The sequence below is a fragment of the Pseudonocardia sp. NPDC049154 genome (assembly GCF_040648315.1).
Lineage (GTDB): Bacteria > Actinomycetota > Actinomycetes > Mycobacteriales > Pseudonocardiaceae > Pseudonocardia.
In genome coordinates this window covers 1-23,387 of the sequence record NZ_JBEZDN010000125.1, presented here as the reverse complement: position 1 = coordinate 23,387, position 23,387 = coordinate 1, and the positions used below count along the sequence as shown (strand labels likewise).

The window sequence follows — 23,387 nt, the reverse complement described above, 5'->3', positions numbered from 1 at the left end:
CCCGACCACGCCGCGCACGAGGCCGCCGGCGCGGCGCTGCAGGCCCGCACCTGCCGCGACCTGCTGCGCGCCGCCGGGGCGCCGACCCGCGGCCGGCACGGCACGACGGTGCCGGCCGGGCTGCGGGAGAAGGGCGTGACCCGCCGCGAGTACGAGGTGCTGGCGCTGGTCGGGCGCGGGCTCACCAACCCCGAGATCGCCCGCCGGCTGGTGCTGTCCCGCCGGACCGTGGAGACGCACGTCGCGAACCTGCTGGCCAAGACCGGCGCGGCCCGGCGCACGGAGCTGCACCGGTGGGCCGGCGGCGAAACTCCGTAGTTCTCACGGATCCGGTGGGCGCCGCCGCGGCGGACAGTTCCGGCCATGCAGACGACACCCTGCCCGATCGAGACCGACGTCCTGGTGGTCGGGGCCGGCCCCGCCGGGCTCGCCACGGCCCTGGCCGCCGTGACGCACGGGGCACGCGTCCTCGTCGTCGAGCGGCGCGGCACCACCTCGACCATCCCGCGCGCCACCGGCGTGAGCACCCGGACCATGGAGATCCTGCGCGAGTGGGGCCTCACCGACGCGGTGCTGGCCGGCGCGATCGGCGACGTCCCGCCGCGGGTCGCGGTCGCCGAGACCCTCGCCGCTCCGGTGCGCGAGTACCGCGACGTCGGCTACCCCTCGCGGCGCGAGGCGCTGCGGGCCAGCCCGACGCACCCGCTGCTGTGCCCGCAGGACCACCTGGAGCCGCTGCTCGTCGCGGAGCTGCGGCGCCGCGGTGGCGAGGTCCGCTTCGACAGCGCGCTCATCGACCTGACCGTCGCGGACGGGGTCGAGGCGCGGCTGTCCGGCGGCGACCGGGTGCGGGCCCGGTTCGTCGTCGGTGCCGACGGGCCGCGCAGCCGGGTCCGTTCCGCGCTGGGCATCGGCCTGCGGGACCTGGGCACCCTCGGCGACTACGCCCAGGTGCTGTTCCGCCCGGACGCGGCGTCGGGGGTCGAGGCGCTCTTCGCCCGCGAGCCGAACGTCCTGTGGAGCATCGAGCACCCGGAGGCTGCCGGTGTGCTGCTGCCCGTGGGCGGGGGCCGCTGGTGCTACGCCCGGCAACTGCACAACGGCCGGGACTGCACCGGCGCCGAGGGCATCGCGGCCTACACGCCGGAGTTCTGGCGGTGGCTGCTGCGCACGGCGACCGGCCTGCCCGACCTCGAGCCGCAGCTGCTGGGCATGCAGGCCTTCACCATGGCCGCCGCGGTCGCCACGGAGGTGCGCTCCGGCCCCGGGTTCCTCGTCGGCGACGCCGCACACCGGATGACCCCGGTCGGCGGCAACGGCATGAACACCGCGATCCACGACGGCCACGAGCTCGGCTGGCGGCTGGGCTGGACGGTCCGCGGGTGGGCCGGTCCGGCGCTGCTCGACTCGTACGTCGAGGAGCGCGAGCCGGTCGGCCGGGCGCGGGCCCTGCGCTCGCTGCGCCCCGGCGACACCGAGCCGATCGACGGGCTGGCCGGCGACCTCGGGCTCGCCTGCCGGTCCGGCACCGTGGCCACCGAACCCGCCGACGGGGAGCTGCACCTGGGGACCGGGACCGCGCAGCCCGGCGAGCGCATCCCGCACGTCTGGGTGCGGACCGACAACGGCCGCCGGGCCGCCCTCGACCTGCTCGGGCCCGGGTTCACGCTGTTCACCGGCGCGGCGGACGCCGACTGGCGCACGGCGGCCGCACACCTGCCGGTGCCGGTCGAGGTCCCGGCGGTCGGCGACCGGGTCGCCCGCCGCTGCGGGCTGGGGCCGCGTTCGGCCCTGCTGGTGCGGCCGGACGGCGTGATCGCCTGGCGGCACGACGCCGGCGCGCGCGAGACCGCGGCCGACCACGCCCGGGCGCTGGCCCGGGCCGTCGGGACGGCCGTCGGCCTGGAGCCCGCCGTGGCGTGCGCCGCCTGACGGGGGTCGACACCCGGCGGTGTGCCCGGCGCGTTCCGTACGCTGCACGCTGATGGCGAGCGGCACCACCGGGGAGACCGGCACGACAGGACCGGGGCGGACGGAGCGGCGGGCGCGGATCGCGGTCGCCGCGGTCTTCCTCACCAACGGGGCGGTGTTCGCGAACCTGCTCCCCCGCTACCCCGAGATCAAGGCGTCGCTGGAGCTGAGCAACGCGCAGCTGGGCGCGGCCGTGGCCGCGTTCCCGTTCGGGGCCCTGCTGGCCGGGCTGACCGCATCGACGCTGGTCCGGCGGTACCGCTCGTCACGGGTGGCGACCTTCGGCATGGTCGTGGTGGCCGTCGGCATCCTGTTCGCCGGGCTGGCCCCCAACTGGGGCCTGCTGGCCGGGGCGCTGTTCGTGGCGGGCGCCGCCGACGCGGTGGTCGACGTCGGGCAGAACGCGCACGCCCTGCGCGTCCAGCGCCGCTACGGCCGCTCGATCTTCAACTCCTTCCACGCCACGTGGAGCGCCGGATCGGTGCTGGGCGGGCTGATGGGCTCCGCCGCCGCGGGGCTGGCGCTCCCCCTCGGCCTGCACCTGGGCGTGTCGGCCGGGATCTTCGTGGCGGTCGCGATGGTCGCCTACCGCTTCCTGCTGCCCGGGCCGGAGGACTCCGAGCGCGAGCCGACCGCGTCGCCGGCGCGCGTGCGCTCCCGCGCCGGCGGGCGTGCCCTGCTGGTCGTGCTGGTCCTCGGCGTGATCGCGTCGGCCGGCGCCCTGGTCGAGGACTCCGGCGCCTCCTGGGCGGCGGTCTACCTGTCCGGCAGCCTCGGCGCGGCCGCGGCGGTCGCCGGTCTCGGGTTCGTGGCCCTGCAGGCGCTGGAGTTCCTGGGCCGGGTGGTCGGTGACCGGCTGGTCGACCGGTTCGGGCAGCGAGCGGTGGCGCGGGGCGGCGCGGCGATCGTGGTCGTCGCGATGGGCCTGGCCCTGGCCTTCCCGACGGTCCCGGGCACCATCGTCGGGTTCGGCCTGGCCGGGCTCGGGGTGGCGACGCTGATCCCCGCCGCCATGCACGCCGCCGACGAGCTGCCGGGTCTGCCCACCGGGGCCGGCCTGACGGTCGTCAGCTGGCTGCTGCGGATCGGGTTCCTGGTGGCGCCCCCCGTTGTCGGACTGGTGGCCGACGCGACCTCGCTGCGGGCCGGCCTGCTCGTCGTCCCGCTCGCCGGGCTGGTGATCATCGCGGGCGCCGGGGCCCTGCCGACGCGAACAGGGCCCCACCGCTCCCCGCCTCACGCGGACAGGACGAAGCCCTCGTAGCCCTTCTCCGCGACCTCCGCGCAGGTCTTCGCGTAGGTCGCCATGCCGCCCGCGTACGGCATGAACACCCGCGGCTTGCCCGGGACGTTCGCCCCCAGGTACCAGGACGTCGAGGCCTGCGGCAGCAGCGTCCGGTGCGCCACCTCGTTGACGTGCGCCACCCAGGCCCGCTCGGCCTCCTCCGTGGTCTCCATCCGCGAGACGCCCTTCTCCCGCAGGTGGACGAGGCAGTCCGCGATCCACTCCACGTGCTGCTCGATCGCGGTCGGCATGTTGCACAGCACCGACGGGCTGCCCGGCCCGGTGATCGTGAACAGGTTCGGGAAGCCGGCCACCTGCAGCCCGAGGTGCGTCACCGGGCCCGCGGACCACTTGTCCCGCAACGGGACCCCGCCGGCGCCGCGGATGTCGAGGCCGAGCAGCGGACCGGTCATCGCGTCGAACCCGGTCGCGAAGATGATCACGTCGAGCGGGTGCTCCTCGCCGGTGCGGATCCCGGCCGGGGTGATCTCACGGATCGGGTCGGCGCGCACGTCGACCAGGGACACGTTCGGCCGGTTGTAGGCCTCGAAGTAGTCCGTGTCGATCGGCGGGCGCTTGGTGGCGAAGCCGTGGTCGCGCGGGGTCAGCTTCTCGGCCGTCGCGGGGTCCCGGACGACCGCGCGGATCTTGTCCCGGATGAAGTCCGACGCCGTGTCGTTGGCCTCGCGGCTGGTCAGCAGGTCGGCGAAGGAGGCACGGAACTTCAGGCTCCCCCGCTCCCACGCCCGCTCGTAGATCGCGGTGCGCTCGGCCTCGTCGACCGCGAGCGCCGAGACCTCGCTGATGAGGAACGGATGGCCGTTCGTCGACTCGCGCTGGATGCGGCGGATCTCGTCGTAGCGCGCCTTCACCTCGGCGCGCTCGGCGGCGGACACGGGGCCGTTGCGCGCGGGGATGCTGTAGTTCGCGGTGCGCTGGAAGACGGTCAGGTGGGCGGCCTCCTTCGCGACCACCGGCACCGCCTGGATCCCCGTCGAGCCGGTCCCGACGATCCCGACGCGCTTCCCGGCGAGGTCCACGCCCTCGTGCGGCCAGCGCCCGGTGTGGAACCACTCGCCGGCGAAGGTGTCGAGCCCGGGGATGTCCGGGACGTTCGCCGTCGACAGGCAGCCGACGGCCGTGACGAGGAACCGGCAGGTCAGCGTGCGGTCGGCCGTGCGCACCGCCCAGGTGGAGGTGGCGTCGTCGAACGTCGCGGACTCGACCCGGGTGCCGAGGTCGATGTCCCGGTGCAGGTCGAACCGCTCGGCCACGTGCTCCAGGTAGGCGCGGATCTCGAAGTGCTCCGGGTAGCGCTCGGTCCACTCCCACTCGTGCTGGAGCTCCTCGTCGAACGAGTACGAGTAGTAGTAGCTCTCCGAGTCGCAGCGTGCGCCCGGGTACCGGTTCCAGTACCACGTGCCGCCGACCCCGTCGCCCTGCTCGAGCACCCGCACCCGGAAGCCCTCGGAGCGCAGCCGCTGCAGGGCGTACAGGCCGGAGAACCCCGCGCCGACCACCACCACGTCGAGCTGACCATCCGACCCGCCGGCCGGACCGTTGCGAAACGTCATCGTTCCCTCCCGCCACCCCACTCTGCGCGACGGCGCGGTGATCCGCCAGATGCACCTGCCTCAACCCCGTGAGCGGCAACTGCCCCTAGAGGGGCAGTCGGCACTCACGACCCGGGGTGACCTGCGGTGATCTCCCACAGTGCCGCGACGACCGGGCGGCGCAGGTCGGCGCGGCGCACGCAGAGCCCGATCGGGAACGGCGCGAGCCCGGCCTCGACCACCGTGAGCCGGTCCGCGACCCCGCTCGTCTCCAGCACCAGCCGCGGGACGATCCCGGCCCCGTACCCGAGCGCGACGAGTGCGAGGAGCCCCTCGTGCCCGTCCGGCTCGGCGGCGATCACCGGCGTGACCCCGCGGGCCCGGAACCAGCGCTGGGCCGCCTCCCGCACCAGCCCGCGGTGCGGCACCACGAACGGTCCGCCGGCCGCCTCCTCCCGCCCGCGGGCCGTGACCAGCACGAGGTCCGTGGTCGCGACGGTGCGGGTGAGGATCGGCTGCGGCAGCCGGTCCGGGACACCGGCGACGGCGGCGTCGACCTCCCCCTCGTCGAGCCGGGCCAGGGCGGCCGCGGCGTCGCCGGTGCGCAGGTCGACGCGGACCTGCGGGTGCGCCTCGCGGAACGGGGCGAGCAGGTCGGGCAGCAGTGCCTGGCAGGCCGTCACCGTGGCGAAGAGCCGCAGCTCACCGGCCAGGTCGCCGGGCTCGCCGGCGCCCGCGCGGTATCCAGACCACAGCGCGAGCGCCTGCTCGGCGTAACCGGTGAACCGGCGACCCTCGGCCGTCAGCGCCACCCCGCGCGGGCCGCGGTCGAGCAGCCGGGCGCCGGCCCGCGCCTCCAGCCGCTGCACGGTGCGGGTGAGCGTGGCCGGGCTGACGTGGCACTCCAGGCTGGTCCGGCCGAAGTTCAGGGTGCGGACGAGGTGCAGGAACAGCTCCAGCTCGCGGTGCTCCACCTTTCACCTCCTGAAACGGCCCGGTGCAGTTCTTGCGCTTGTCGCAACGGTTCCGCGGACCCTACAACGAGGACCATGCGATCGGACGTCTTCACCACCGAGTCCCTGGCCGTCCCCGGCGGCACCGAGACCGTCCTGCGCGGCGGCAGGCACCTGTTCCCGCTGCTGCCGCAGGCGCTGCACGGCGTCCGGCGGATCGGCGTGATCGGCTGGGGCCCGCAGGGCCGCGCCCAGGCTCGCAACCTCCGGGACTCGCTGACCGGGACGGACGTGCGGGTCGCGATCGGCCTGCGCCCCGGCTCCGCCTCCCTGGACGACGCCCGCGCCCACGGTTTCACCGAGGCCGACGGCACCCTCGGCGACTGGCTGGCTATCGCCGCGGAGTCCGACCTGGTGATCCTGCTGATCGCCGACGCCGCGCTCGCCGCGCACCACGAGGAGCTCTTCGCCGTCCTCAAGCCGGGTGCGACGATCGGGCTCTCGCACGGCTTCCTGCTCGGCCACCTCCGCGCGACCGGGCGCGACTTCCCGGCCGGCCACCCGGTGATCGCGGTGTGCCCGAAGGGCATGGGCGACTCGGTCCGGCGGCTCTACGAGCAGGGCGCCACCGTCAACGGCGCCGGGATCAACGCCAGCATCGCCGTGCACGCCGACCCCGACGGCCACGCAGGAGACCGCGCCCTCGCCTGGTCGGTCGCCCTCGGCTCGCCCTACACCTTCGCCACCACGCTCGAGAGCGAGTACCGCTCGGACATCGTCGGCGAGCGCGGCATCCTCCTCGGCGCGGTGCACGGGCTGGTCGAGGCGCTGTACCGCCAGTTCCTGCTCGACGGCGCCGACCCCGTCACCGCCTACGAGCGGTCCTGCGAGGCCGTCACCGGGCCGATCGCGCACACCATCTCGAAGGCCGGCCTGCGCGCCGTGCGCGAGGCCACCGACACCGAGCTCTTCGACCGCGCCTACGCCGCCGCCTACGGGCCCGCCCGGGAGATCCTCGCCGAGATCTACGACGAGGTCGCCGACGGCACCGAGCTGCGCAGCGTCGTCCTCGCCGACGGCCGGTTGGCCACCCGGCCCATGTCGCGGATCGGCGGGTCCCCGATGTGGGCGCACGGCGACGAGGTCCGCGCCCGGCGCCGGGACGACCTGCCGATCGACCCGGTCACCGCGGGCCTGTTCGTGGCCACGATGGTCGCCCAGGTCGACGAGTTCGCCGAGCGCGGCCACGCGTGGTCGGAGATCGTCAACGAGTCGATCATCGAGGCCGTCGACTCGCTGCTGCCCTACATGCACGCCCGCGACGTGGCCTACATGGTCGACAACTGCTCGCGCACCGCCCGGCTCGGCACCCGGCGCTGGGGCCCGCGCTTCCAGGCCGCGTACGAGCAGATCGCCCTGCCGGTGCTCGCCGCCCCGGCGGACCCCAAGCTGGTGCAGGCCTTCCTCGACAACCCGGTGCACGAGGCGCTCGCCGCCGCGGCCGAGCTGCGCCCGAGCGTCGACATCTCCGTCTGACGGCTCGTGAGTGGCGATGGTCGCTATAGCGACGATCGCCACTCACGGGGAAGGTGGGCGCATGAGCACGACACACCGGATCGCCCTCATCCCCGGAGACGGCATCGGGCAGGAGGTGATCCCGCCGGCCACCGCCGTGCTCGACGCCGTCGGCCGGCGCCACGGGATCTCCTTCGCCTACGACGAGTTCGACTGGTCCTGCGAACGCTTCGCGCACGAGGGCGCGATGATGCCGGCCGACGGGCTCGACCGGATCCGGACGCACGACGCGATCCTGCTCGGCGCGGTCGGCTGGCCCGGCGTCCCGGACCACGTGTCGCTGTGGGGGCTGCTGATCCCGATCCGGCGCGCCTTCGCCCAGTACGTCAACCTGCGGCCGATCGCGGTGCTGGAGGGCGTGCCCTCGCCGCTGTCCGGCGCGAAGCCGGGCGAGGTGGACCTCGTCGTCGTCCGCGAGAACGCCGAGGGCGAGTACTCCGAGATCGGCGGCCGGATGAACCGGGGCCTCCCGTCCGAGCTGGCCGTGCAGGAGGCGGTGTTCACCCGCGCCGGCGTCGCCCGCATCGCCGACCACGCCTTCACCCTCGCCGAGTCCCGGCGCCGGCACGTCACGAGCGCCACCAAGTCCAACGGCATCGTGCACACCATGCCGTTCTGGGACGAGGTCGTGGCCGAGCGGGCGGCGGCGCACCCAGGCGTCGAGCTGCGCAGCGAGCACATCGACGCGCTCGCCGCCAAGCTCGTGCTGCAGCCGCAGAACTTCGACGTGATCGTGGCGTCGAACCTGTTCGGCGACATCCTGTCCGACCTCGCCGCCGCGGTCGCGGGCTCGATCGGCATCGCGCCGTCGGGCAACCTCAACCCGGAGCGGGAGTTCCCCTCGATGTTCGAGCCGGTGCACGGCTCGGCGCCGGACATCGCCGGCAAGGACCTGGCGAACCCCCTGGGCGCCATCTGGTCCGCCTCGATGCTGCTCGACCACCTCGGGCACTCGGAGGCCGGCGCCGAGGTGCTCGACGCGGTGCGGGCCCAGCTCGCCGACGGGCAGGTGCGGACCCGGGACATGGGTGGCACCGCGGGCACCGCCGAGTTCACCCGGGCCCTCCTCGACCGCCTCTGAACGACTCCCCTAACGCCCCGGCGCGGGCCGCCGCAGCCCGTCCACCAGGTGGGCCGACGCGTCCGGCCGGGCCTGGAGCTCCTCGGCCAGCCGCTCGCGGTCCCGGTCCGACCCCGTGAACGGCATGTCCGGCCTGGAGCGGACCACCGTGGCCAGCAGTGCGAGTACTCGAGTCATGATCCGATCTCCGATCCCGGCACGACGGGCGGGGTACGGCGGGCGGGACCCCTCGCCCCGCCCGCCCGGCCGTCCGTCGCGCCGTCCGTGGGTGCCGTCAGCCGTCCGCGGACGGCCTGATGTTCTGGTTGAGGTGGAAGGCGTTGTCCGGGTCGTAGCGCCGCTTGACCCGCGCGAGCCGGTCGTGGTTGCCCCGGTAGGAGGCACGCACCCGGTCCTCGCCCTCGTCCATGAGGAAGTTGACGTAGGCCCCGCCCGCCGAGGTCGGGTGCAGCTCGTCCCAGTAGTCCTTGGTCCACCGGGTGATCGCCCCGGCGTTGGCCGGGTCCGGGTCGACCCCGACGATCACGCCGGCCCAGCCGCCGTCGCGGTAGGCGAAGGCGGTCTCGTCCTCGCCCACGCGCGCCGCCGCGCCGTCGATCGGGTACAGGTGCATCGTCGAGTGCCCGCTGGGCAGCAGGGGCCCGAACTTCTCGTGCACCGCGATGCCTGCGTCGGAGATCTCGTCGAAGAAGTCCGCCCGCCAGTACCACTGCAGGCCGGCCGGGTAGAGGCCGTCGAAGGCGCTCTGCAGCGCCGTGAACGGCATCGGCTGCACGCCGACGAGCAGGGGCGAGCCGAACTCGCGGACCGGAGCCAGCACCTCGTCGGCCCGGTCGTGCGGGCCGGTGTAGCACCAGACGATCCCGCAGGCCTTGCGGCCCCACAGCTCCTCGGGGAAGGGCGGCGCCGGCGGGATGGTGAGCAGCGCGAACCACCCGCTCAGCTCCTCCGGCAGCGACGGCACCACCGAGCGGTACCAGCGCAGGACCTCGCCGGTGTCCGCCAGGTCGTAGAGGACGGGGCCGGCGACGACGGTCCCGTGGTCGCCGATCTCGTGGCAGCGGAAGGTGAAGGAGGTGACGATCCCGAAGTTCCCGCCGCCCCCGCGCAGCGCCCAGAACAGGTCCGGGTGCGACGTCGCGCTCGCCGTCACCACGCGCCCGTCGGCCAGCACGACGTCGGCGGAGACGAGGTTGTCGACCGTGAGGCCGAACCGGCGCGTGAGGTAGCCGATGCCGCCGCCGAGGGCCAGGCCCGCGACGCCGGTCGAGGCGATGAACCCCGAGGGCGTGGCCATCCCGAACGCCACCGTGGCGTGGTCGACGTCGCCCCACGTGCACCCGGCGTCGACCCGCACGGTGCGTCCGGCGGGGTCCACGGTGGTGCTCCGCATCGACGACAGGTCGACGACCAGGGCGTCGTCCCGGACGCCGAGGCCGGCGGCGTGGTGCCCGCCGCTGCGTACCGCGATCTCGAGGTCGTGGGCGCGGGCGAACCGCACCGCCGCGACCACGTCGGCGGTGTCGCGGCAGCGGGCGATCGCCGCGGGCCGCTGGTCGATCATCCCGTTGTAGACGGCGCGGGCGTCGTCGTAGCCGGCGTCGCCCGGCAGGATCAGGTCGCCGCGCAGGGCGGCCGCGAGGTCGGTGAAGGGCGTGCTGGAAGTGGTGCGCGCAGGCGTGGTGGTCACGCTCGCTCCTTCTCGGTCGGTGCCTCCGAGGTGCTCGGACGCGACACCCACCCATGCTGCGAACGGACCGTTCACCAGCCGTTCGGGCCGAGGGCCGGGCTCAGGGCGCGGGGCGAACGCCGAACGCCGGGGCCGGAACGCCGTGCGCCTCGAGGTCGGCGAGGCACCGGACGAGCAGCGCGACGCTCCCCTGTTCCTCGGCCAGGCCGGCCGCCGCCCGGAGCCGCTCCACGGCACGCCCGGCGTCGTCGTACGCGGCCCGCCGCCGCATCACCTCGGGCGTCCACCAGAGGTCGTCGTGGGCGCGGCCGGCGGCGAGCGCGGCGTCGAGCGTGGCCACGGCGTCCTCGCGGCGGCCGTCCCGGTCGAAGCGGTCGGCGAGCAGCGCCAGCCAGTACGGCATCCGGGCGAAGGCATCGGCGGCCTCCAGGCTCGCGATCCCGGCCCGGACGAGCTCGGTGCCGGAGGCGTCGGGCCGCGACCAGCCGTCGAGCACCAGGCCCCAGTCGCCGTAGTAGGCGAACGCGTACCGGTCGCACAGCCCGCGCAGCTCGTCGACCACCGCGCCGAGCTCGGCCCGGTCCCCGCGGAGCTGGTGGGTGATGGCCCCGTACGCCAGCGCGACGGCGAGGGCGTAGGCGTTGCCGGACTTGCGAGCCAGGGCGATCGCGTCCGTGGCGCTGGTCAGCGCCGCGCACGGGTCGCCGAGGAGCCAGTGGGCGTGCGCCGCGAACGCCCGCCCGTGCACGTCGGACCGGGTGCCGATGCTCAGCGGGTGGAACCCGCCGAACCCGGCGGCGAGGTCGAGGTGCTCGAGCGCCTCGGCGGGGCGGCCCAGGCTCAGCGCGGAGCCGCCGTAGGCGAAGTGCGCGGGCCCGCTCAGCGGGGAGTCGGGCTCGACGAGGGACAGCGCCCGCCCGGCCGCACGGTGCGCCTCCTCGGTGTCACCGTGCACGAACAGCGAGGCCCACAGCCCCACCAGCCCGTTGAGCAGGGACTCCCGGCGCCCGAGGGCCTCGGCCCGGGCGACCGCGCCCTCCAGGGTCTCCCGCAGCCGCGGGGACGAGTACCCGAACTGCGCGTTGAGCGGCGCGGCCATCGCCTCCAGCAGGGCCAGCTCGCGTCGGGTGCGGTCGCCGCCCTCGGGGAGGGTGCGCACGATCGCCAGGGCCTCCTCCAGCAGCCGGACCGCCTCGCCGTGCGCGAACATCCCGGCGGCGACGTCCGCGGCCCGCCGGTAGCAGGCGACCGCCCGGTCGGCGTTGCCGCTGCGGGCGTACTGCTCGGCGAGCTGGGCCGAGATCCCGTCGGGGTCCGCGGCGTGCAGGATCTCCAGGCCCTGGGCGACCCGGCGGTGCAGCAGCCACCGCCGGGGCGGGCTGACCTGGGCGTACGCGGCATCCCGGAGGAGGTCGTGGGAGAAGTCGTACCCGTCGGCGGTCTCGCGCAGGATCCGGGCGCGCCACAGCTCGTCGACGGCCCCGACGACGGCGTCGGCGTCGAGGTCGGCGGCCTCGGTCAGCAGGTCGAGGGTGAAGTCCCGGCCGACCGCCGCCCCCAGCCCGGCGATCTCGCGGGCGGCCGGGCTCGTCTGCGTCAGCCGCCGGACGAGCACGGCGGTGACCCGGCCGTCCGGGACCGCGCCGGACCCGTCGCCGGCCCGGGCCGTCTCGACGATGTAGAGCGGGAACCCGCCGGTGGTGGCCTGCAGCAGGGCGGCCTCGCCCGGCTCCGGGGCCCGCCCCGTGAGCGCCTCGACGAGCGTCGCGGTGTCGCTCGCGTCGAACGGCGGCACCGGGATCTCGGTGAGGAGCCCGGTCGCGCGCATGCGGGTGACCCACTGCGCGAGCCCGGGCTCGTGGTCGTCCGGGTCGTCGCGCACGGTGGCGACCAGCAGGATCGGGGCGTCCGGGGTCAGTGCGAGGCAGAACGTGACGAACGCGAGCGTCTCCGGGTCGCACCAGTGGAGGTTGTCGATCGTCAGCAGGACCGGGCGGCCGAGGTGCAGCAGGGCGCGGGTGATGCCCTCGTGGAAGCGGTGCCGCTGCCAGGCGTCGACCATGGCCGGCGGGCCCGCGTCGGCCCGCGTCCGCGTCGCGGGGACCAGGCGTTCGACCTCCGTCCGCCAGACGTCGTCGAGGCCGGTCAGGGCCGAGCGGATCGCGGGTGTGCGCAGCCAGTCCGCCACCGGGGCCAGCGCCAGCCGGCCCGCGGTCCCGAAGCACTGGGCGTCCGCCACGACCGCGCCGCCGCGCCGGACGCGGTCGGACAGCTCGGCCATGAGGCGGGACTTGCCCACCCCGGCGTCGCCGCGCAGCAGGACCAGGCCCGGGTGCCCGGCCGCCGCCGCGCGCCAGCGGTCCTGCAGGAGCCCCAGCTCCCGCACCCGCCCGACGAGCTCGGTGCCCGCCCGGCCGGCGCGTGCGGATGCCGTGGCCGGGGCCGGTGCGGGGCCGCCGCGGGCGAGCACCCGGTTCAGCGTGGTCCGGGTGAGCGGGTCGGGCGCGACGCCGAGCTCGCGCTCGATCACCGACGCGCAGCGGTGGTAGGTACCGACCGCCCCGGCCCGGTCCCCCGCCTCGGCCTGCAGGGCCATCAGCGTCCGGTAGCCGGCCTCCTCCAGGGGGCGCAGCTGCACCCGCCGGCGCGCGGGCCCGACGGCCTCGGCGGGGTCGCCGGCGCGGGACCGTGCCGCGACGACGCGGTCGAGCAGGTCCACGCACTGCTCCTCGAGCGCGGCGCGGGCCTCCAGGATCCAGTCCTCGGTGCCGCCGGGGAGGAACTCGCCGCGGTAGCGGTCCAGGGCGGCGCCGGCGTGGGCGAGGAACGCGTCGGTGTCACCCCGCGTCGCCGCCGTGAGCGCCGCGGCCCGCGACCGCGCGAACTCGCGGACGTCGACCTGGCAGTCCGGGGCGTCCTGCCAGCAGAGGTCCCGGGTGGTCACCAGCAGCGACGACCCGTCGTCGAGCAGGGCCCGCAGGTGGTGCAGCTCGCGCCGCAGGTTGGTCAGGGCCTGGTCGTCCGTCGAGTCCGGCCAGAACAGCGGGGCGATCCGGTGCCGGGGCTGCGGGGACCCGGCGTGGACGACGAGGAACGCGACGAGCAGGAGGCTGCGGGAGGACCGGACGCGGACCGCACCGGCGGCGTCGCGGACGACCTGCTCGCCGAGCAGGGTGACCTGCAGCATCGCGGCGTCACCTCCGCACGCCCGACCCGGCCGGACACCCGCGGCGCCGGGCGGCACGCCGGCGGCGCCGGTGTCAGCGTCCCGACCGGGCGCACCCGATGTCAGGGCCGGCCGGCCGCCGGCCCGTGGACCGAACGGCGCAGCCGGGATCCCGGAACGGACAGAACGGACACGTGCTCACGCGGCGCAGAGCGCCCCGTGGCCCGCCAGCTCCGCCGCGAAGCCGATCTCGTGGGCGGCCGGGAGGGCGATCGCCGCCGGGAAGACCGCGAAGAACAGGGCCTGGGCGGCGACGTTCTCGGCGAGCACCGCGGCGCGGACCGACCGGTGTCCGGCGGCGCGGCCACGCTCGACCACGTCCCGGACGAGCCGGCCGCCGATCCCCCGGCCCTGCCACTCGTCGACGACCTCGACGGCCAGCTCCGAGTGGCCGTCGGCGACGGCGATCAGCCGGGCGATCCCGACCGGCGTGCCGTCCGCGGCGAAGGCCGCGACGGCGATGTGCGACCGGCCGTCGACCGCCGCGAGCGCCTCGCGGACCTGCGGGGTCGGCCGCGGGGCCGGCGTGTGGAAGCGGTGGTACCGGCTCGTCGGGGAGAGCCCCTCGACGACGGCGTCGAGCACGTCGTACCGGCCGGGCCCGAGCTCCCGGATCCGGACCTCGCCGCTCACCGGAAGACCGCCGTGGTCAGCAGGGCCACCGCGAGGGCGCCGAACAGGGCGACGGGCAGGCTGCGGGTGCGGCGCCACAGCAGCCAGGCGCCGGCCGCGGCGACGACGCCCGGCACCGTGCCGGCGGCCGTCACCGCCCCGTGCGGGGCGAGCAGCGCCGGCGCGACGAGCGCGCCGAGCACCGCCGGTCCCACGTGCTGCAGCACCCGCGCCATCGCCGGCGGTGCGGGCCGGGCGGGAACGAGGAAGGCCGCACGCATCACGTAGGTCCCCGCGCCGACGGCGACGAGGACGAGCAGCTCAGGCATCGGGAACTCCTTCGGAACGAGAGGTCCGCCGGCGCCACGCGTCGGCGGCGACGCCTGCGGCGATGCCCGCCGTGGCGCCGACGACCAGGCCGAGCCCCAGGGGCAGGGCCGTCGCGGTGAGGGCGACCGCGCCACCGGCCGCCGCGGCGGCGTAGGCGGCCCGGCCGGTGAGCATGGGCAGCAGCAGGAGCAGCAGGGTGAGCGGAGCGGCGAGGTCGACCTGGATCCAGTCCGGCAGCACCCCGGCGAGCAGCACGCCGGCCCCCGTCAGCACCTGCCACGCCAGGCAGAGCGTGACGCCGACGGTGAGGTAGTAGACGAGCCGCTCGCGCGCCCCGCCCCCGCCGTCGGGCGCGCGGAAGCGCCCGACCGCCAGCGCGTACACCGGATCGGTCATCAGGTAGCCGCCGATCCACCGCCAGCGCCGCGGCCACTCCGCGGCGTACGGGGCGAGCGACGCGCCGTACAGCAGCAGGCGGGCGTTGACGACCAGCGCCGCCGCGACGACGAGCACGGCTCCCACCCCGCCGTCGAGCAGGGTCACGGCCACGAGCTGGGTCGCGCCGTTGAACAGCAGCGGCGACGACGCCCACGCCACCCACCCGGGCAGCCGGGTCGAGGCCAGGGTGGCGCCGAGCGTCAGGCCGAACGGGAGGTAGGCCACGATCACCGCGACGGAGTCCTTGAGCGCGCGCCGGAGCGGGGACGTCACGGTGGCCGGCGCGCCGGGGGCGGTCCCGCAGGTGCTCATGCCGCCACCCGCCAGGTGCCCCACTCCCGGGCGCGGGAGACCACGGACTCCGCGTCCACGAACGACTCGGTCGACCACCAGCGCCGGAACCGCTCCTCGCCCACGGCGGCGAGGAGCCCGCTGGTCTGCGACGCCTGGGCCCGCAGCGCGACGATCTTGCGGTCGAGCTCGGCGGGCGTGAGCCGCAGTTCCGCGGCCAGCGCGGAGACGGGCGTGCGCAGCGGCAGGCCGTCCGCGAGGAAGACGTCGAACGCCTCCCGCGCCGGCTCCCACCCCGCCACGAACTCCTCGGTGGTGGTCGCGTAGAGCAACCGGGCCTTCGGTGCGGCGATCGCGCGGGCCTCCGTCGCCCACGCCGACACCGTCTGGTGGTCCTCGTGCCCGGTGATCCCGTCCGGGCCGAAGGTCACCACGGTGTCCGGGGCGACGGCGTCGACGATCCCGGCCAGCCGCCGGACGACGGCGTCGTGCGGCTGGGCCGCGCACGTCCCGTCGGTGATGCCCAGCAGGTGGTGCTCGGTCACACCGACGACGGCGAGCGACGCCCGGAGCTCGTGCGCGCGGAGCGCGGCGAGCCGGTCCGGGGGCCAGCGCTCCGGCTCGTCCGTGCCGCGCTCGCCGAGCGTCGCGGTCACGCACACCACCCGGTTGCCGGCCGCCGTGGCCCCGGCCATCAACCCGGCCGCGAGGAAGGCCTCGTCGTCGGGATGGGCCCAGATGCCCAGCACGGTGCCGAGGTCGGCGGCGTCGGTGATCCTCGGGGTGGTGCCGACGAGGAAGGTGGTGTGCGACATGGGTGCTCCTGGCGGGACGGGACCCGGACCGGAACCGGATCTGTTGTGGTCCCGACGCTAGGAACGGCCCGTTCGGCTCCCGTTCGGTCCGCGTTCGGCCGCCGGAGGCGCCCGAACGCCCGGGGAGAACCCGCTTGACCTGAACCTCGGTTGAGCCTGCAGGCTCGTGCCGTGACGACCACGCCGACCGACCGGGGCCCCACCGTCCGCGACGAGCTGTTCGGGCCCCGCCGGCGGGCGGTGACCCTCGGGATCGTGCTGTTGATCAGCCTCGTCGCGTTCGAGCAGATGGGCGTCGGCACCGCCATGCCGGCCGTCGTGGCCGAGCTCGGCACCGTCGCCGACTACGCCTGGCCCTTCGTCGCCTTCATCGCCACGACCGTCGTCGGCACGGTCCTCGGCGGGCGCTGGTGCGACGCCCGCGGCCCCCGGCTCGTCCTGCTGCTCGCCCCGGCCGTGTTCGGCCTGGGCCTGCTGGTGGCCGGCACCGCCGGGTCGCTGCCCCAGCTCCTGGCCGGGCGGCTGCTGCAGGGCCTCGGCGCGGGCGCCCAGGGCGTCGCCGTGTACGTGCTGATCGCGCTGGTCTACTCCGTGCGCGCCCGGCCCGCGGTGTTCGGGCTCGTGTCCTCGGCGTGGGTGGCGCCGTCGCTGGTCGGGCCGCCGGTCGCCGGGCTGGTCACCGAACACCTGTCCTGGCACTGGGTGTTCCTCGGGCTGCTCCCGCTGGTGGGGCTGGCCGTGCTGCTCGTGCTCCCGGCCGTGCGGGGGCTCGCCCCGCCCGCCGAGCCCGCGCCGCCGCACCGCGGGCTCGTCCTCGCCGCCGTGGCCGCCGCGGTCGGCGTGGCCGGGCTGAGCTGGGCCGGGCAGCACCCCACGGTCGCCGGTGCCGTCCTCGCGGCGGCCGCGCTGGCGCTGCTCGTGCCGGCGCTGCGGCGGCTGCTCCCCGCGGGGACCGTCCGGGCGCGGCGCGGGATCGCCGCCGTCGTCGCCGGGCGGGGGCTGATCGCCGGGGCGTTCTTCACCGTCACCGCGTACCTGCCGCTGATGTTGACGGCGACGCACGGCTGGTCGCTGTCCGAGGCGGGACTGCCGCTGATCGTCGGCTCGCTCGGCTGGTCCGCGGCGGCCGCGTGGCAGGGTCGGCGGCCGGAGCTCCCGCGACCCCGCCTGCTGCGGATCGGGATGCTGCTGATCGCCGTCGGGACCGCCGGGCAGCTGGTCGTCGCCCCGGCCTGGGGTGTCGCCTGGGCCGCCCTGCCGCTGTGGCTGCTCGCCGGCGTGGGCATGGGTCTGGGCTTCTCGTCGCTGTCCGCGCTGCTGCTGGCCGGCTCGCGCGCGGAGGAGGTCGGGTACCACTCCTCCGCCGCCCAGCTCACCGACCAGCTCGCCCAGGCCGCGTTCGTCGGGCTCGGCGGGGCGCTGCTCGCCGTCCTGGTGACCCCGGCCGTCGCGCTGCCCGTGCTCCTCGTCGTCCTGGTCGTCCTCGCCCTGGTCGGGGCGCTGATCGCGCCCCGGACCGCGCCGCACGACGGGCCCCTGGAGTCACCCGGGTTGTGACGGCGGGGCGGGTGGGTAGCCCGCGCCCTGTGACGACAGCACGTGAGCGGCTGCAGCGGGTGGCCGCGGACCGGTTCGACTTCGCCGAGCTGCACCCCGACCAGCTCGACGGGATGGAGCACCTCCTCGAGGACCGCGACGTCCTCGCCGTCCTGCCCACCGGCGCCGGCAAGTCGGCGATCTACCAGGTGCCGGCCGTGCTCCTCGAGGGCCCGACCGTCGTCGTGTCGCCGCTCATCGCGCTGCAGCACGACCAGCAGCAGGGGCTCGCCGAGCGCGACGTCCCCGAGGCGGTCACGGTGAACTCCGCCCAGCCCGCCGCCCGCACGACGCACGCCTGGGAGGCGCTCGCCGCGGGCGAGGCCGAGTACCTGTTCCTCGCGCCCGAGCAGCTGGCGAAGGACGAGGTCGTGGATCGGCTCGTCGAGGCCGGGATCGGCCTCTTCGTGGTCGACGAGGCGCACTGCGTCTCGGAGTGGGGCCACGACTTCCGCCCCGACTACCTGCGCATCGGCGCGGCGATCGAGCGCCTCGGGCACCCGCCGGTGGTGGCGCTGACCGCGACCGCCGCGCCCCCGGTGCGGGCGGACATCGTCGAACGGCTGGGCCTGCGCGAGCCGCGGGAGATCGTCGCGAGCTTCGACCGGCCGGAGCTGCACCTCATCGTCCAGGTCTACGCCGACGACGACCTGCGCCACCGCGAGATCGTCGAGCGGGTGCGGGAGCTGCCGAAGCCCGGCCTGGTCTACGTCGCCACCCGCAAGGAGGCCGAGCGCTACGCCGAGTCCCTCGCCGGCCTCGACATCCGGGCCGCGCACTACCACGCGGGCCTGAACCGGAAGCGGCGCGAGGAGGTCCACGACGGGTTCCTCGCCGGCGACCTCGACGTCGTCGTCGCCACCTCCGCCTTCGGGATGGGGATCGACAAGCCGGACGTGCGGTTCGTGCTGCACGCCGCCTCGCCCGGCTCGCTCGACGCCTACTACCAGCAGATCGGCCGGGCCGGCCGGGACGGCGGGTCCGCCACCGTCGAGCTGCACCACCACCACGACGACCTGCGCCTGCAGCGGTTCCTCGTCGCCCGCCGCCCCAAGCCGGAGGCGCTGCGCGCGGTGCTCGAGGCGCTGGCGGACGGCCCGGCCGGCGGGAAGGAGCTCGGCGAGCGCTCGGGACTGACCGCGCAACGGCGGACCAACGCCGTGAACCTGCTGGAGCAGGTCGGGGCGGTGCGGGTCGAGGAGGGCCGGATCTCCCGGGCCGACCTGTCCGTGCCGGAGGCCGTCGACGCGGCCGTCGAGGCCGCCGAACGGCACCGCCGGCTCGTCCGCTCCCGCATCGACCTGGTCCGCGAGTACGCCGGGACCCGCGGGTGCCGGCGCCGCTACCTCCTCGGGTACTTCGGCGAGGAGCTCGGCGGGCCGTGCGGCCACTGCGACACCTGCGAGTCGGGTTCGGCCGCGGAGCACGTCCCGGCCGACGTCGGCGACGAGGGTGCCGGGCTCACGCCCAGCACCCCCGTCCGGCACCCCGAGTGGGGCGACGGCGTGGTGCTCGCGACCGAGGCCGACCGGCTGACCGTGCTGTTCGACGAGCGCGGCTACACCACGCTCTCCCGCGAGGCGGTGGAGGAGAACGACCTGCTCGACGTCCGCGAGGCGTGACTCACCGGTCGAGCAGCTCCTTGACAGCGGCGTCGATGAACGCCGTGTCCACCGGGTTCTTCCCGCCGCCCGCGAAGTGTCCCCACACCCCGGGGATCACCCGCAGCTCGGCGTCCCGCAGGTGCGAGACGGCCCACTCCTCGTCCTCCGGCGGGAAGTACAGGTCCTTCTCCGCGGGCATCACGATCGCCTTCGCCCGGATCGAACCGAGGGCCTCCTCGGTGGAGGAGAAGCCCGGCGTCTTCCCCACGTCGCCGTTCCACCAGGTGTCGAGCATCGTCAGGAGGTTGTTCGGGTCCCGGCCGTCGAGGAAGAACCCCTCCCAGAAGTCGACCGCGAAGTCCTCGAGCGAGGTGTGGCCCAGCTCCCGCCACACCTCGTCCCAGTAGAAGGCCTGCGAGAAGCCCCAGCCCGCGTAGATCCGGGCGAAGGCCCGCAGCCCGCCGACCGGCCAGTCGTCCGGCGGGTACCAGCCGCCGTCGAAGCCCACCGACGCGGTCAGCGCGGCCCGCAGCGAGTCCAGGAAGACCTGGTTGTGCGGCGCGGTCCGCGGCGAGCCGCAGAAGGGCAGCATCCGCTGCACCATCTCCGGGTGGCTGACCGCCCACTGGTAGGTCTGCCCGGCGCCCATCGACCAGCCGAGCACCAGCGGCAGCGACTCGACGCCGAACACCTCGGTGACGAGCCGGTGCTGCGACGCCACGTTGTCCCGCACGTCGATCCGCGGGAACCGGGCCCGGTCCCATGGCGGCGGGGTGTTCGACGGCGACGACGACAGCCCGTTGCCCAGCATGTTCGGCACCACGACGAACCACCGGGAGGGGTCGAGCGCCATCCCCTCGCCGATCAGCCACTCGTTGTCCCAGTGCCGCCCGGAGTACCAGGTCGGGTACAGGATCAGGTTGCTGCGGTCCGCGTTCAGCTCGCCATAGGTCTGGTACGCGACCCGGGCCGGCCGCAGCGTCGTGCCGCACTCGAGCGTGAACTCCGGGATCTCGTGGACCTCGTAGGAGGCGTCCGGACCCGTCACGAGCTCACCGCGCAGCTCCCCCGGTCCTTGCGCGCCGGACCGCTCGCCGACGGCCGCAAGTCGTCGTCGAAGATCGCGGTCGGCAGGTAGAGCGAGCAGCAGGCGTTCGGGATGTCGACGACGCCGGAGACACGGCCCTCGATCGGTGCCGACCCGAGCAGCAGGTAGGCCTGCGGGCCGGAGTAGCCGAACTTCTCCAGGTACGTGACGGCGTTCAGGCAGGCGTTGCGGTAGGCCTCGGTGGCGTCGTTGTAGAGCTGGGTGTCGGTCTCGTGCTGCACGCCGATGCCGATGAAGGTGAGGAACTCGGAGTACCGCGGCTCGACGTTGCCCGGCATCAGGATCGGGTTGGTCGTCACGCCGTAGGTCTCCATGCCGCCCTTGATCAGGTCGACGTGGAAGTCGATGAAGCCGCCCATCTCGATGGCGCCGCAGAAGGTGATCTCGCCGTCGCCCTGGGAGAAGTGCAGGTCGCCGCCGGAGAACAGGGCGCCCGGCACGTGCACCGGGTAGAAGACGCGGCTGCCGCGGGTGAAGTTCTTGATGTCGTGGTTGCCGCCGTTCTCGCGGGCGGGCACGGTGCGGGCGCCGTCGCGGGCGATCTCGCGGAGGACGTCACCGGTCGCGCTGCCGCCCAGGGTGGCCTCCTCCAGCGGAGGCAGGGCCAGCGGCGGGACGCGGTCCGGGTCGGTGGCGATGAGCGCCCGCTCCCGGGCGTTCCACCGGTTCAGCAGCTCGTGGCTGGGCGCGGTGCCGAACAGGCCGGGGTGGGTGATGCCGGTGTACTTCACGCCCGGGAGGTGACGGGAGGTGGCGACCTGCCCGGAGAAGTCCCAGATCGCCTTGTAGGCGTCGGGGAAGCGGTCGGTGAGGAAGCCGCCGCCGTTCTGCTTCGCGAAGATGCCGGTGTAGCCCCAGCCCTGGCCGGGCGCCGGGCCCGTCTCCTGGGGCACCGGGCCGAGGTCGAGGATGTCGACGACGAGCAGGTCCCCCGGCTCGGCGCCCTCGACCGCGATCGGTCCGGAGAGCATGTGGCAGCAGGTCAGGTCGACGTCCCGGACGTCGTTCGCCGAGTCGTTGTTGCCGATCTGGGCGTCCGTCCACTCCCGGCACTCGACGCGGATCGACGAGTCGGGAGGGACGGTCACCGCCGGCGGGATGCTCGGGTGCCACCGGTTGTGACCGGGCGCCTTCTGGTCACGCATGGACTTCGCCTGGTCGACGGAGAAGACGACGTCGGGCATGGCGGTTCCTCCTGGTCAACTGCAGTGATCGAGCCGGACTTGCGTCAGGGACGGGGCAGGCGGGCGTGCCGCGGGTCCCGGCTGATCGGGGTGGCCCGGCGGTTGCGGCCGGGCACCGAGGAGACGACCGCGGGCTCGTCGGCACTGCGTTCCGAGGCGTCGAGGGCACGGCGCATCCGGGGGTCGCCCGCGCGCAGCGCCGGTGACTCGAAGACCCGGCGGGCCGCGGTGCCGCACTCGGGGCAGGCGGCGGGTGCCCCCGCCTCGCGCATCGGCCGGATCACGTCGAATCCCCCGCAGTGGGGGCAGCGGAACGCGTAGGTGGGCACGGGCGCCTCCCCGGATTGCTGTCATGTGAAACTATGTCGAGCGACAGCAATCAGGTCAAGCGAGCGAGCACGTCGAACTCCAGCCCGTCGGCCCGGGCCAGGTAGACGTCCTGCCGGAGGTGGTTGTGCACCAGCGCGACGTCGCCGCGCGGGCTCTCGTAGGCGATCCCCTCCCCCGCGCCCGACACGGCGTCGACGTCGAGCGAGCGGGCCCGCTCGGCCAGCCGGGCCAGCAGGGTCAGCCCCTCGAAGCAGGACTCGGCGAGCGCGCCCGGCACCGGGGCGCGGGGCCCGAACCGCTCGACGTAGCGGCGCGAGAAGTCCAGGCCGGCCGCGGTCGGGAGGCTCTCGAACCAGGCCGCGGCGGAGTACAGCTCCCGCGAGGGTCCGCTCGCGAGCAGCATGTTCTCCTCCATCAGCGGGCTGAACCGCACACAGCGGAGATCGGCGCCCGTGGCCGCGAAGGCGCGGTTGAAGCGGACCGCGTCGGAGCCCACCAGGAACATCAGCACGCCCTGCGCGCCCGAGCGCAGCACTCGGTCGAGCGCGTCGGTGAAGTCCTCGGTGCCGAGCGGGACGAAGACCTGGTCGAGGATCCGGACGTCCGGCGTCGTCCGGGCCCAGCGCCGGGCGGCCCGCGCCGAGACGCGGGGCCACACGTAGTCGTCGCCGACGACGCACCAGGTCCGCACGCCCACCTCGGCGGCCATCCAGCGCAGGCCGGGCAGCACCTGGCGGTCCGGGGTCTCGCCGGCGAGGAACACCCCCGGCGTGCGCTCGCCGCCCTCGTAGAGCGGGGCGTAGACGTACGGGACCCGGCCGCTGACCCGCGGCGCGATCTCCTGCCGGACGGCCGAGATGTGCCAGCCGGACACCGCCTGCACCGCGCCCGCCTCGACGAGCGCCCCGACCTCCGCGGCCACCTGCGCCGGCGCGCGGCCGCCGTCGACCGCGTGGAGCCGGACCTCGCGGCCCAGCACGCCTCCGGCCGCGTTGAGCTCGGCCGCCGCCAGGGCGCCGCAGGACTCGCAGGCGGGGCCGAACAGCCCCGCCGGGCCGCTGCGCGGCACCACGAAGGCGACCTCCACGACGTCGCCGATCCCCGTGCCCTGCTCCCCGCCGCTGCCGGCCGTGCGCATCGCGGACCTCCCCGGTCGCGTCCGGCGTCGGACTGATGCCCGGTGTCCCCCCGTGAGAGTCTTGTGCAGGACCACCCTCCCCGTCACCCCTCCCCGCAGGAAGTGGACCCGCTGTGAGCAGTGCACCACTCTCGGTCACCGACGCCGGGCTCCTCGACGCGCTCGCGGGCGCGGCACACCGGGTGGAGCGGCGGATCGAGGAGGCGCTCGGGCCGGACGGCCCCGGGCTCGACCGGTGGCGCGTCCTCGACCTGCTCGCCGACGGCGAGGGGCACCCGATGAGCGGCATCGCCGCGGCCGTGCGCGTCCCCGCCCCGACCCTGACGAAGATCGTGGATCGGCTGATCGACCAGGGGCTGGTGTACCGTCGGGTCGACGAGACCGACCGCCGCCGGGTGCTCGTCCTGCTGTCGGACCGGGGGCGGGAGCTGCACGCGCGGCTGGCACCGGCCGTCGGCGAGGTCGAGGCGGCGCTGCTGCAGGAGCTCGGGGCCGCCGCGGGTGACCTCCGGCTGCACCTCGGCCGGCTCGCCCGCTGATCCGTCGGGCAGCCCGTGAGTGGGGGGGGGTGGGGTTGTGGGGCAAAAGACAACACGACCCGAGAGAA

The 23,387-nt window shown here is 75.3% G+C and carries 21 protein-coding genes; 8 read left to right on the top strand and 13 right to left on the bottom strand.

All coding sequences use genetic code 11. From position 1 onward, the window contains the following. From AB0B41_RS35735 to AB0B41_RS35725, 3 genes are all read left to right on the top strand, one after another. A partial coding sequence (locus AB0B41_RS35735; RefSeq protein ID WP_358211347.1) for a LuxR C-terminal-related transcriptional regulator occupies positions 1-318 on the top strand: 318 nt, incomplete at its 5' end. Positions 319-363: 45 nt separating this feature from the next. Further along, entirely contained in the window at positions 364-1,932 is a 1,569-nt protein-coding gene (locus AB0B41_RS35730; RefSeq protein ID WP_358211345.1) for an FAD-dependent monooxygenase, read from the top strand. Positions 1,933-1,984: 52 nt separating this feature from the next. Further along, on the top strand, positions 1,985-3,235 hold the full coding sequence (locus tag AB0B41_RS35725; protein ID WP_358211343.1) for an MFS transporter: 1,251 nt from the start codon (positions 1,985-1,987) through the stop codon (positions 3,233-3,235). Here AB0B41_RS35725 and AB0B41_RS35720 read toward each other — a convergent pair. Both AB0B41_RS35720 and ilvY read right to left on the bottom strand, forming a co-directional pair. After that, the gene (locus tag AB0B41_RS35720; protein ID WP_358211341.1) at positions 3,208-4,830 is read right to left on the bottom strand and encodes an NAD(P)/FAD-dependent oxidoreductase; all 1,623 of its coding nucleotides are present in this window, start codon (positions 4,828-4,830) and stop codon (positions 3,208-3,210) included. The two genes, AB0B41_RS35725 and AB0B41_RS35720, sit on opposite strands and share 28 nt — an antisense overlap. Positions 4,831-4,934: 104 nt before the next feature. Next, positions 4,935-5,783: an HTH-type transcriptional activator IlvY gene (ilvY, locus tag AB0B41_RS35715; RefSeq protein ID WP_358211339.1), complete on the bottom strand. Its 849-nt coding sequence runs from the start codon at positions 5,781-5,783 to the stop codon at positions 4,935-4,937. 75 nt (positions 5,784-5,858) lie between these two features. Between ilvY and AB0B41_RS35710 the strand changes: the two genes are divergently transcribed. Beyond that, complete coding sequence (locus AB0B41_RS35710) at positions 5,859-7,298, top strand: ketol-acid reductoisomerase (protein ID WP_358211337.1); 1,440 nt, start codon at positions 5,859-5,861, stop codon at positions 7,296-7,298. A 61-nt stretch (positions 7,299-7,359) separates the two neighbouring features. Continuing rightward, a complete protein-coding gene (locus AB0B41_RS35705; RefSeq protein WP_358211334.1) occupies positions 7,360-8,418 on the top strand; it encodes a tartrate dehydrogenase in 1,059 nt (352 codons plus the stop codon). Positions 8,419-8,427: 9 nt separating this feature from the next. Here AB0B41_RS35705 and AB0B41_RS35700 read toward each other — a convergent pair whose 3' ends face one another. From AB0B41_RS35700 to AB0B41_RS35670, 7 genes are all read right to left on the bottom strand, one after another. Beyond that, a complete protein-coding gene (locus AB0B41_RS35700) occupies positions 8,428-8,595 on the bottom strand; it encodes a hypothetical protein (protein WP_358211332.1) in 168 nt (55 codons plus the stop codon). A 97-nt stretch (positions 8,596-8,692) separates the two neighbouring features. Further along, entirely contained in the window at positions 8,693-10,108 is a 1,416-nt protein-coding gene (locus tag AB0B41_RS35695; RefSeq protein WP_358211330.1) for an FAD-binding oxidoreductase, read from the bottom strand. 100 nt (positions 10,109-10,208) lie between these two features. Continuing rightward, positions 10,209-13,295 carry an AAA family ATPase gene (locus AB0B41_RS35690; RefSeq protein WP_358211328.1) on the bottom strand — a complete coding sequence of 1,029 codons (3,087 nt, stop codon included), beginning with the start codon at positions 13,293-13,295 and terminating at the stop codon, positions 10,209-10,211. Between the two features lie 177 nt (positions 13,296-13,472). Continuing rightward, on the bottom strand, positions 13,473-13,967 hold the full coding sequence (locus AB0B41_RS35685) for a GNAT family N-acetyltransferase (RefSeq protein WP_358211326.1): 495 nt from the start codon (positions 13,965-13,967) through the stop codon (positions 13,473-13,475). Next, positions 13,964-14,275, bottom strand: a complete 312-nt coding sequence (locus tag AB0B41_RS35680; protein WP_358211324.1) for an AzlD domain-containing protein — start codon at positions 14,273-14,275, stop codon at positions 13,964-13,966. Before AB0B41_RS35680 ends, AB0B41_RS35685 begins: the two co-directional genes overlap by 4 nt. After that, a complete protein-coding gene (locus AB0B41_RS35675; RefSeq protein ID WP_358211322.1) occupies positions 14,268-15,026 on the bottom strand; it encodes an AzlC family ABC transporter permease in 759 nt (252 codons plus the stop codon). Before AB0B41_RS35675 ends, AB0B41_RS35680 begins: the two co-directional genes overlap by 8 nt. Further along, positions 15,023-15,820 (bottom strand): PIG-L family deacetylase, encoded by a 798-nt coding sequence (locus tag AB0B41_RS35670; protein WP_358211320.1) that lies wholly within the window; start codon positions 15,818-15,820, stop codon positions 15,023-15,025. The genes AB0B41_RS35675 and AB0B41_RS35670 overlap by 4 nt, the downstream gene beginning before the upstream one ends. Positions 15,821-15,991: 171 nt before the next feature. On the opposite strand from AB0B41_RS35670, the gene AB0B41_RS35665 reads away from it, so the two are divergent. Together AB0B41_RS35665 and AB0B41_RS35660 are read left to right on the top strand one after the other, a co-directional pair. Next, complete coding sequence (locus tag AB0B41_RS35665) at positions 15,992-17,377, top strand: MFS transporter (RefSeq protein ID WP_358211319.1); 1,386 nt, start codon at positions 15,992-15,994, stop codon at positions 17,375-17,377. 29 nt (positions 17,378-17,406) lie between these two features. Next, positions 17,407-19,038: a RecQ family ATP-dependent DNA helicase gene (locus AB0B41_RS35660; protein ID WP_358211317.1), complete on the top strand. Its 1,632-nt coding sequence runs from the start codon at positions 17,407-17,409 to the stop codon at positions 19,036-19,038. A gap of 1 nt (position 19,039) precedes the next feature. On the opposite strand, the gene AB0B41_RS35655 is transcribed toward AB0B41_RS35660, so the two are convergent. From AB0B41_RS35655 to AB0B41_RS35640, 4 genes are read right to left on the bottom strand one after another with little or no spacing between them, the layout of a single operon-like run. Further along, entirely contained in the window at positions 19,040-20,068 is a 1,029-nt protein-coding gene (locus AB0B41_RS35655; protein ID WP_358211315.1) for an alpha/beta fold hydrolase, read from the bottom strand. Next, a complete protein-coding gene (gene fmdA / locus AB0B41_RS35650; protein ID WP_358211313.1) occupies positions 20,065-21,312 on the bottom strand; it encodes a formamidase in 1,248 nt (415 codons plus the stop codon). The genes AB0B41_RS35655 and fmdA overlap by 4 nt, the downstream gene beginning before the upstream one ends. Positions 21,313-21,356: 44 nt before the next feature. Further along, positions 21,357-21,641 carry a zinc ribbon domain-containing protein gene (locus AB0B41_RS35645; RefSeq protein ID WP_358211311.1) on the bottom strand — a complete coding sequence of 95 codons (285 nt, stop codon included), beginning with the start codon at positions 21,639-21,641 and terminating at the stop codon, positions 21,357-21,359. A 50-nt stretch (positions 21,642-21,691) separates the two neighbouring features. Then, positions 21,692-22,780, bottom strand: coding sequence for a substrate-binding domain-containing protein (locus tag AB0B41_RS35640; RefSeq protein WP_358211309.1), 1,089 nt, complete (start codon positions 22,778-22,780; stop codon positions 21,692-21,694). A 113-nt stretch (positions 22,781-22,893) separates the two neighbouring features. Here AB0B41_RS35640 and AB0B41_RS35635 point away from each other — a divergent pair, with 113 nt between their 5' ends. Further along, positions 22,894-23,319: a MarR family transcriptional regulator gene (locus AB0B41_RS35635; protein ID WP_358211307.1), complete on the top strand. Its 426-nt coding sequence runs from the start codon at positions 22,894-22,896 to the stop codon at positions 23,317-23,319. Positions 23,320-23,387 lie beyond the last annotated feature (68 nt).

Excerpts from the sequence above, each read along its gene's own strand:
- AB0B41_RS35730 (WP_358211345.1), top strand. The coding sequence starts at position 364 with ATGCAGACGACACCCTGCCCGATCGAGACCGACGTCCTGGTGGTCGGG.
- AB0B41_RS35725 (WP_358211343.1), top strand. The coding sequence starts at position 1,985 with ATGGCGAGCGGCACCACCGGGGAGACCGGCACGACAGGACCGGGGCGG.
- AB0B41_RS35720 (WP_358211341.1), bottom strand. The coding sequence starts at position 4,830 with ATGACGTTTCGCAACGGTCCGGCCGGCGGGTCGGATGGTCAGCTCGAC.
- AB0B41_RS35710 (WP_358211337.1), top strand. The coding sequence starts at position 5,859 with ATGCGATCGGACGTCTTCACCACCGAGTCCCTGGCCGTCCCCGGCGGC.
- AB0B41_RS35705 (WP_358211334.1), top strand. The coding sequence starts at position 7,360 with ATGAGCACGACACACCGGATCGCCCTCATCCCCGGAGACGGCATCGGG.
- AB0B41_RS35700 (WP_358211332.1), bottom strand. The coding sequence starts at position 8,595 with ATGACTCGAGTACTCGCACTGCTGGCCACGGTGGTCCGCTCCAGGCCG.
- AB0B41_RS35690 (WP_358211328.1), bottom strand. The coding sequence starts at position 13,295 with ATGCTGCAGGTCACCCTGCTCGGCGAGCAGGTCGTCCGCGACGCCGCC.
- AB0B41_RS35680 (WP_358211324.1), bottom strand. The coding sequence starts at position 14,275 with ATGCCTGAGCTGCTCGTCCTCGTCGCCGTCGGCGCGGGGACCTACGTG.
- AB0B41_RS35675 (WP_358211322.1), bottom strand. The coding sequence starts at position 15,026 with ATGAGCACCTGCGGGACCGCCCCCGGCGCGCCGGCCACCGTGACGTCC.
- AB0B41_RS35670 (WP_358211320.1), bottom strand. The coding sequence starts at position 15,820 with ATGTCGCACACCACCTTCCTCGTCGGCACCACCCCGAGGATCACCGAC.
- fmdA (WP_358211313.1), bottom strand. The coding sequence starts at position 21,312 with ATGCCCGACGTCGTCTTCTCCGTCGACCAGGCGAAGTCCATGCGTGAC.
- AB0B41_RS35640 (WP_358211309.1), bottom strand. The coding sequence starts at position 22,780 with ATGCGCACGGCCGGCAGCGGCGGGGAGCAGGGCACGGGGATCGGCGAC.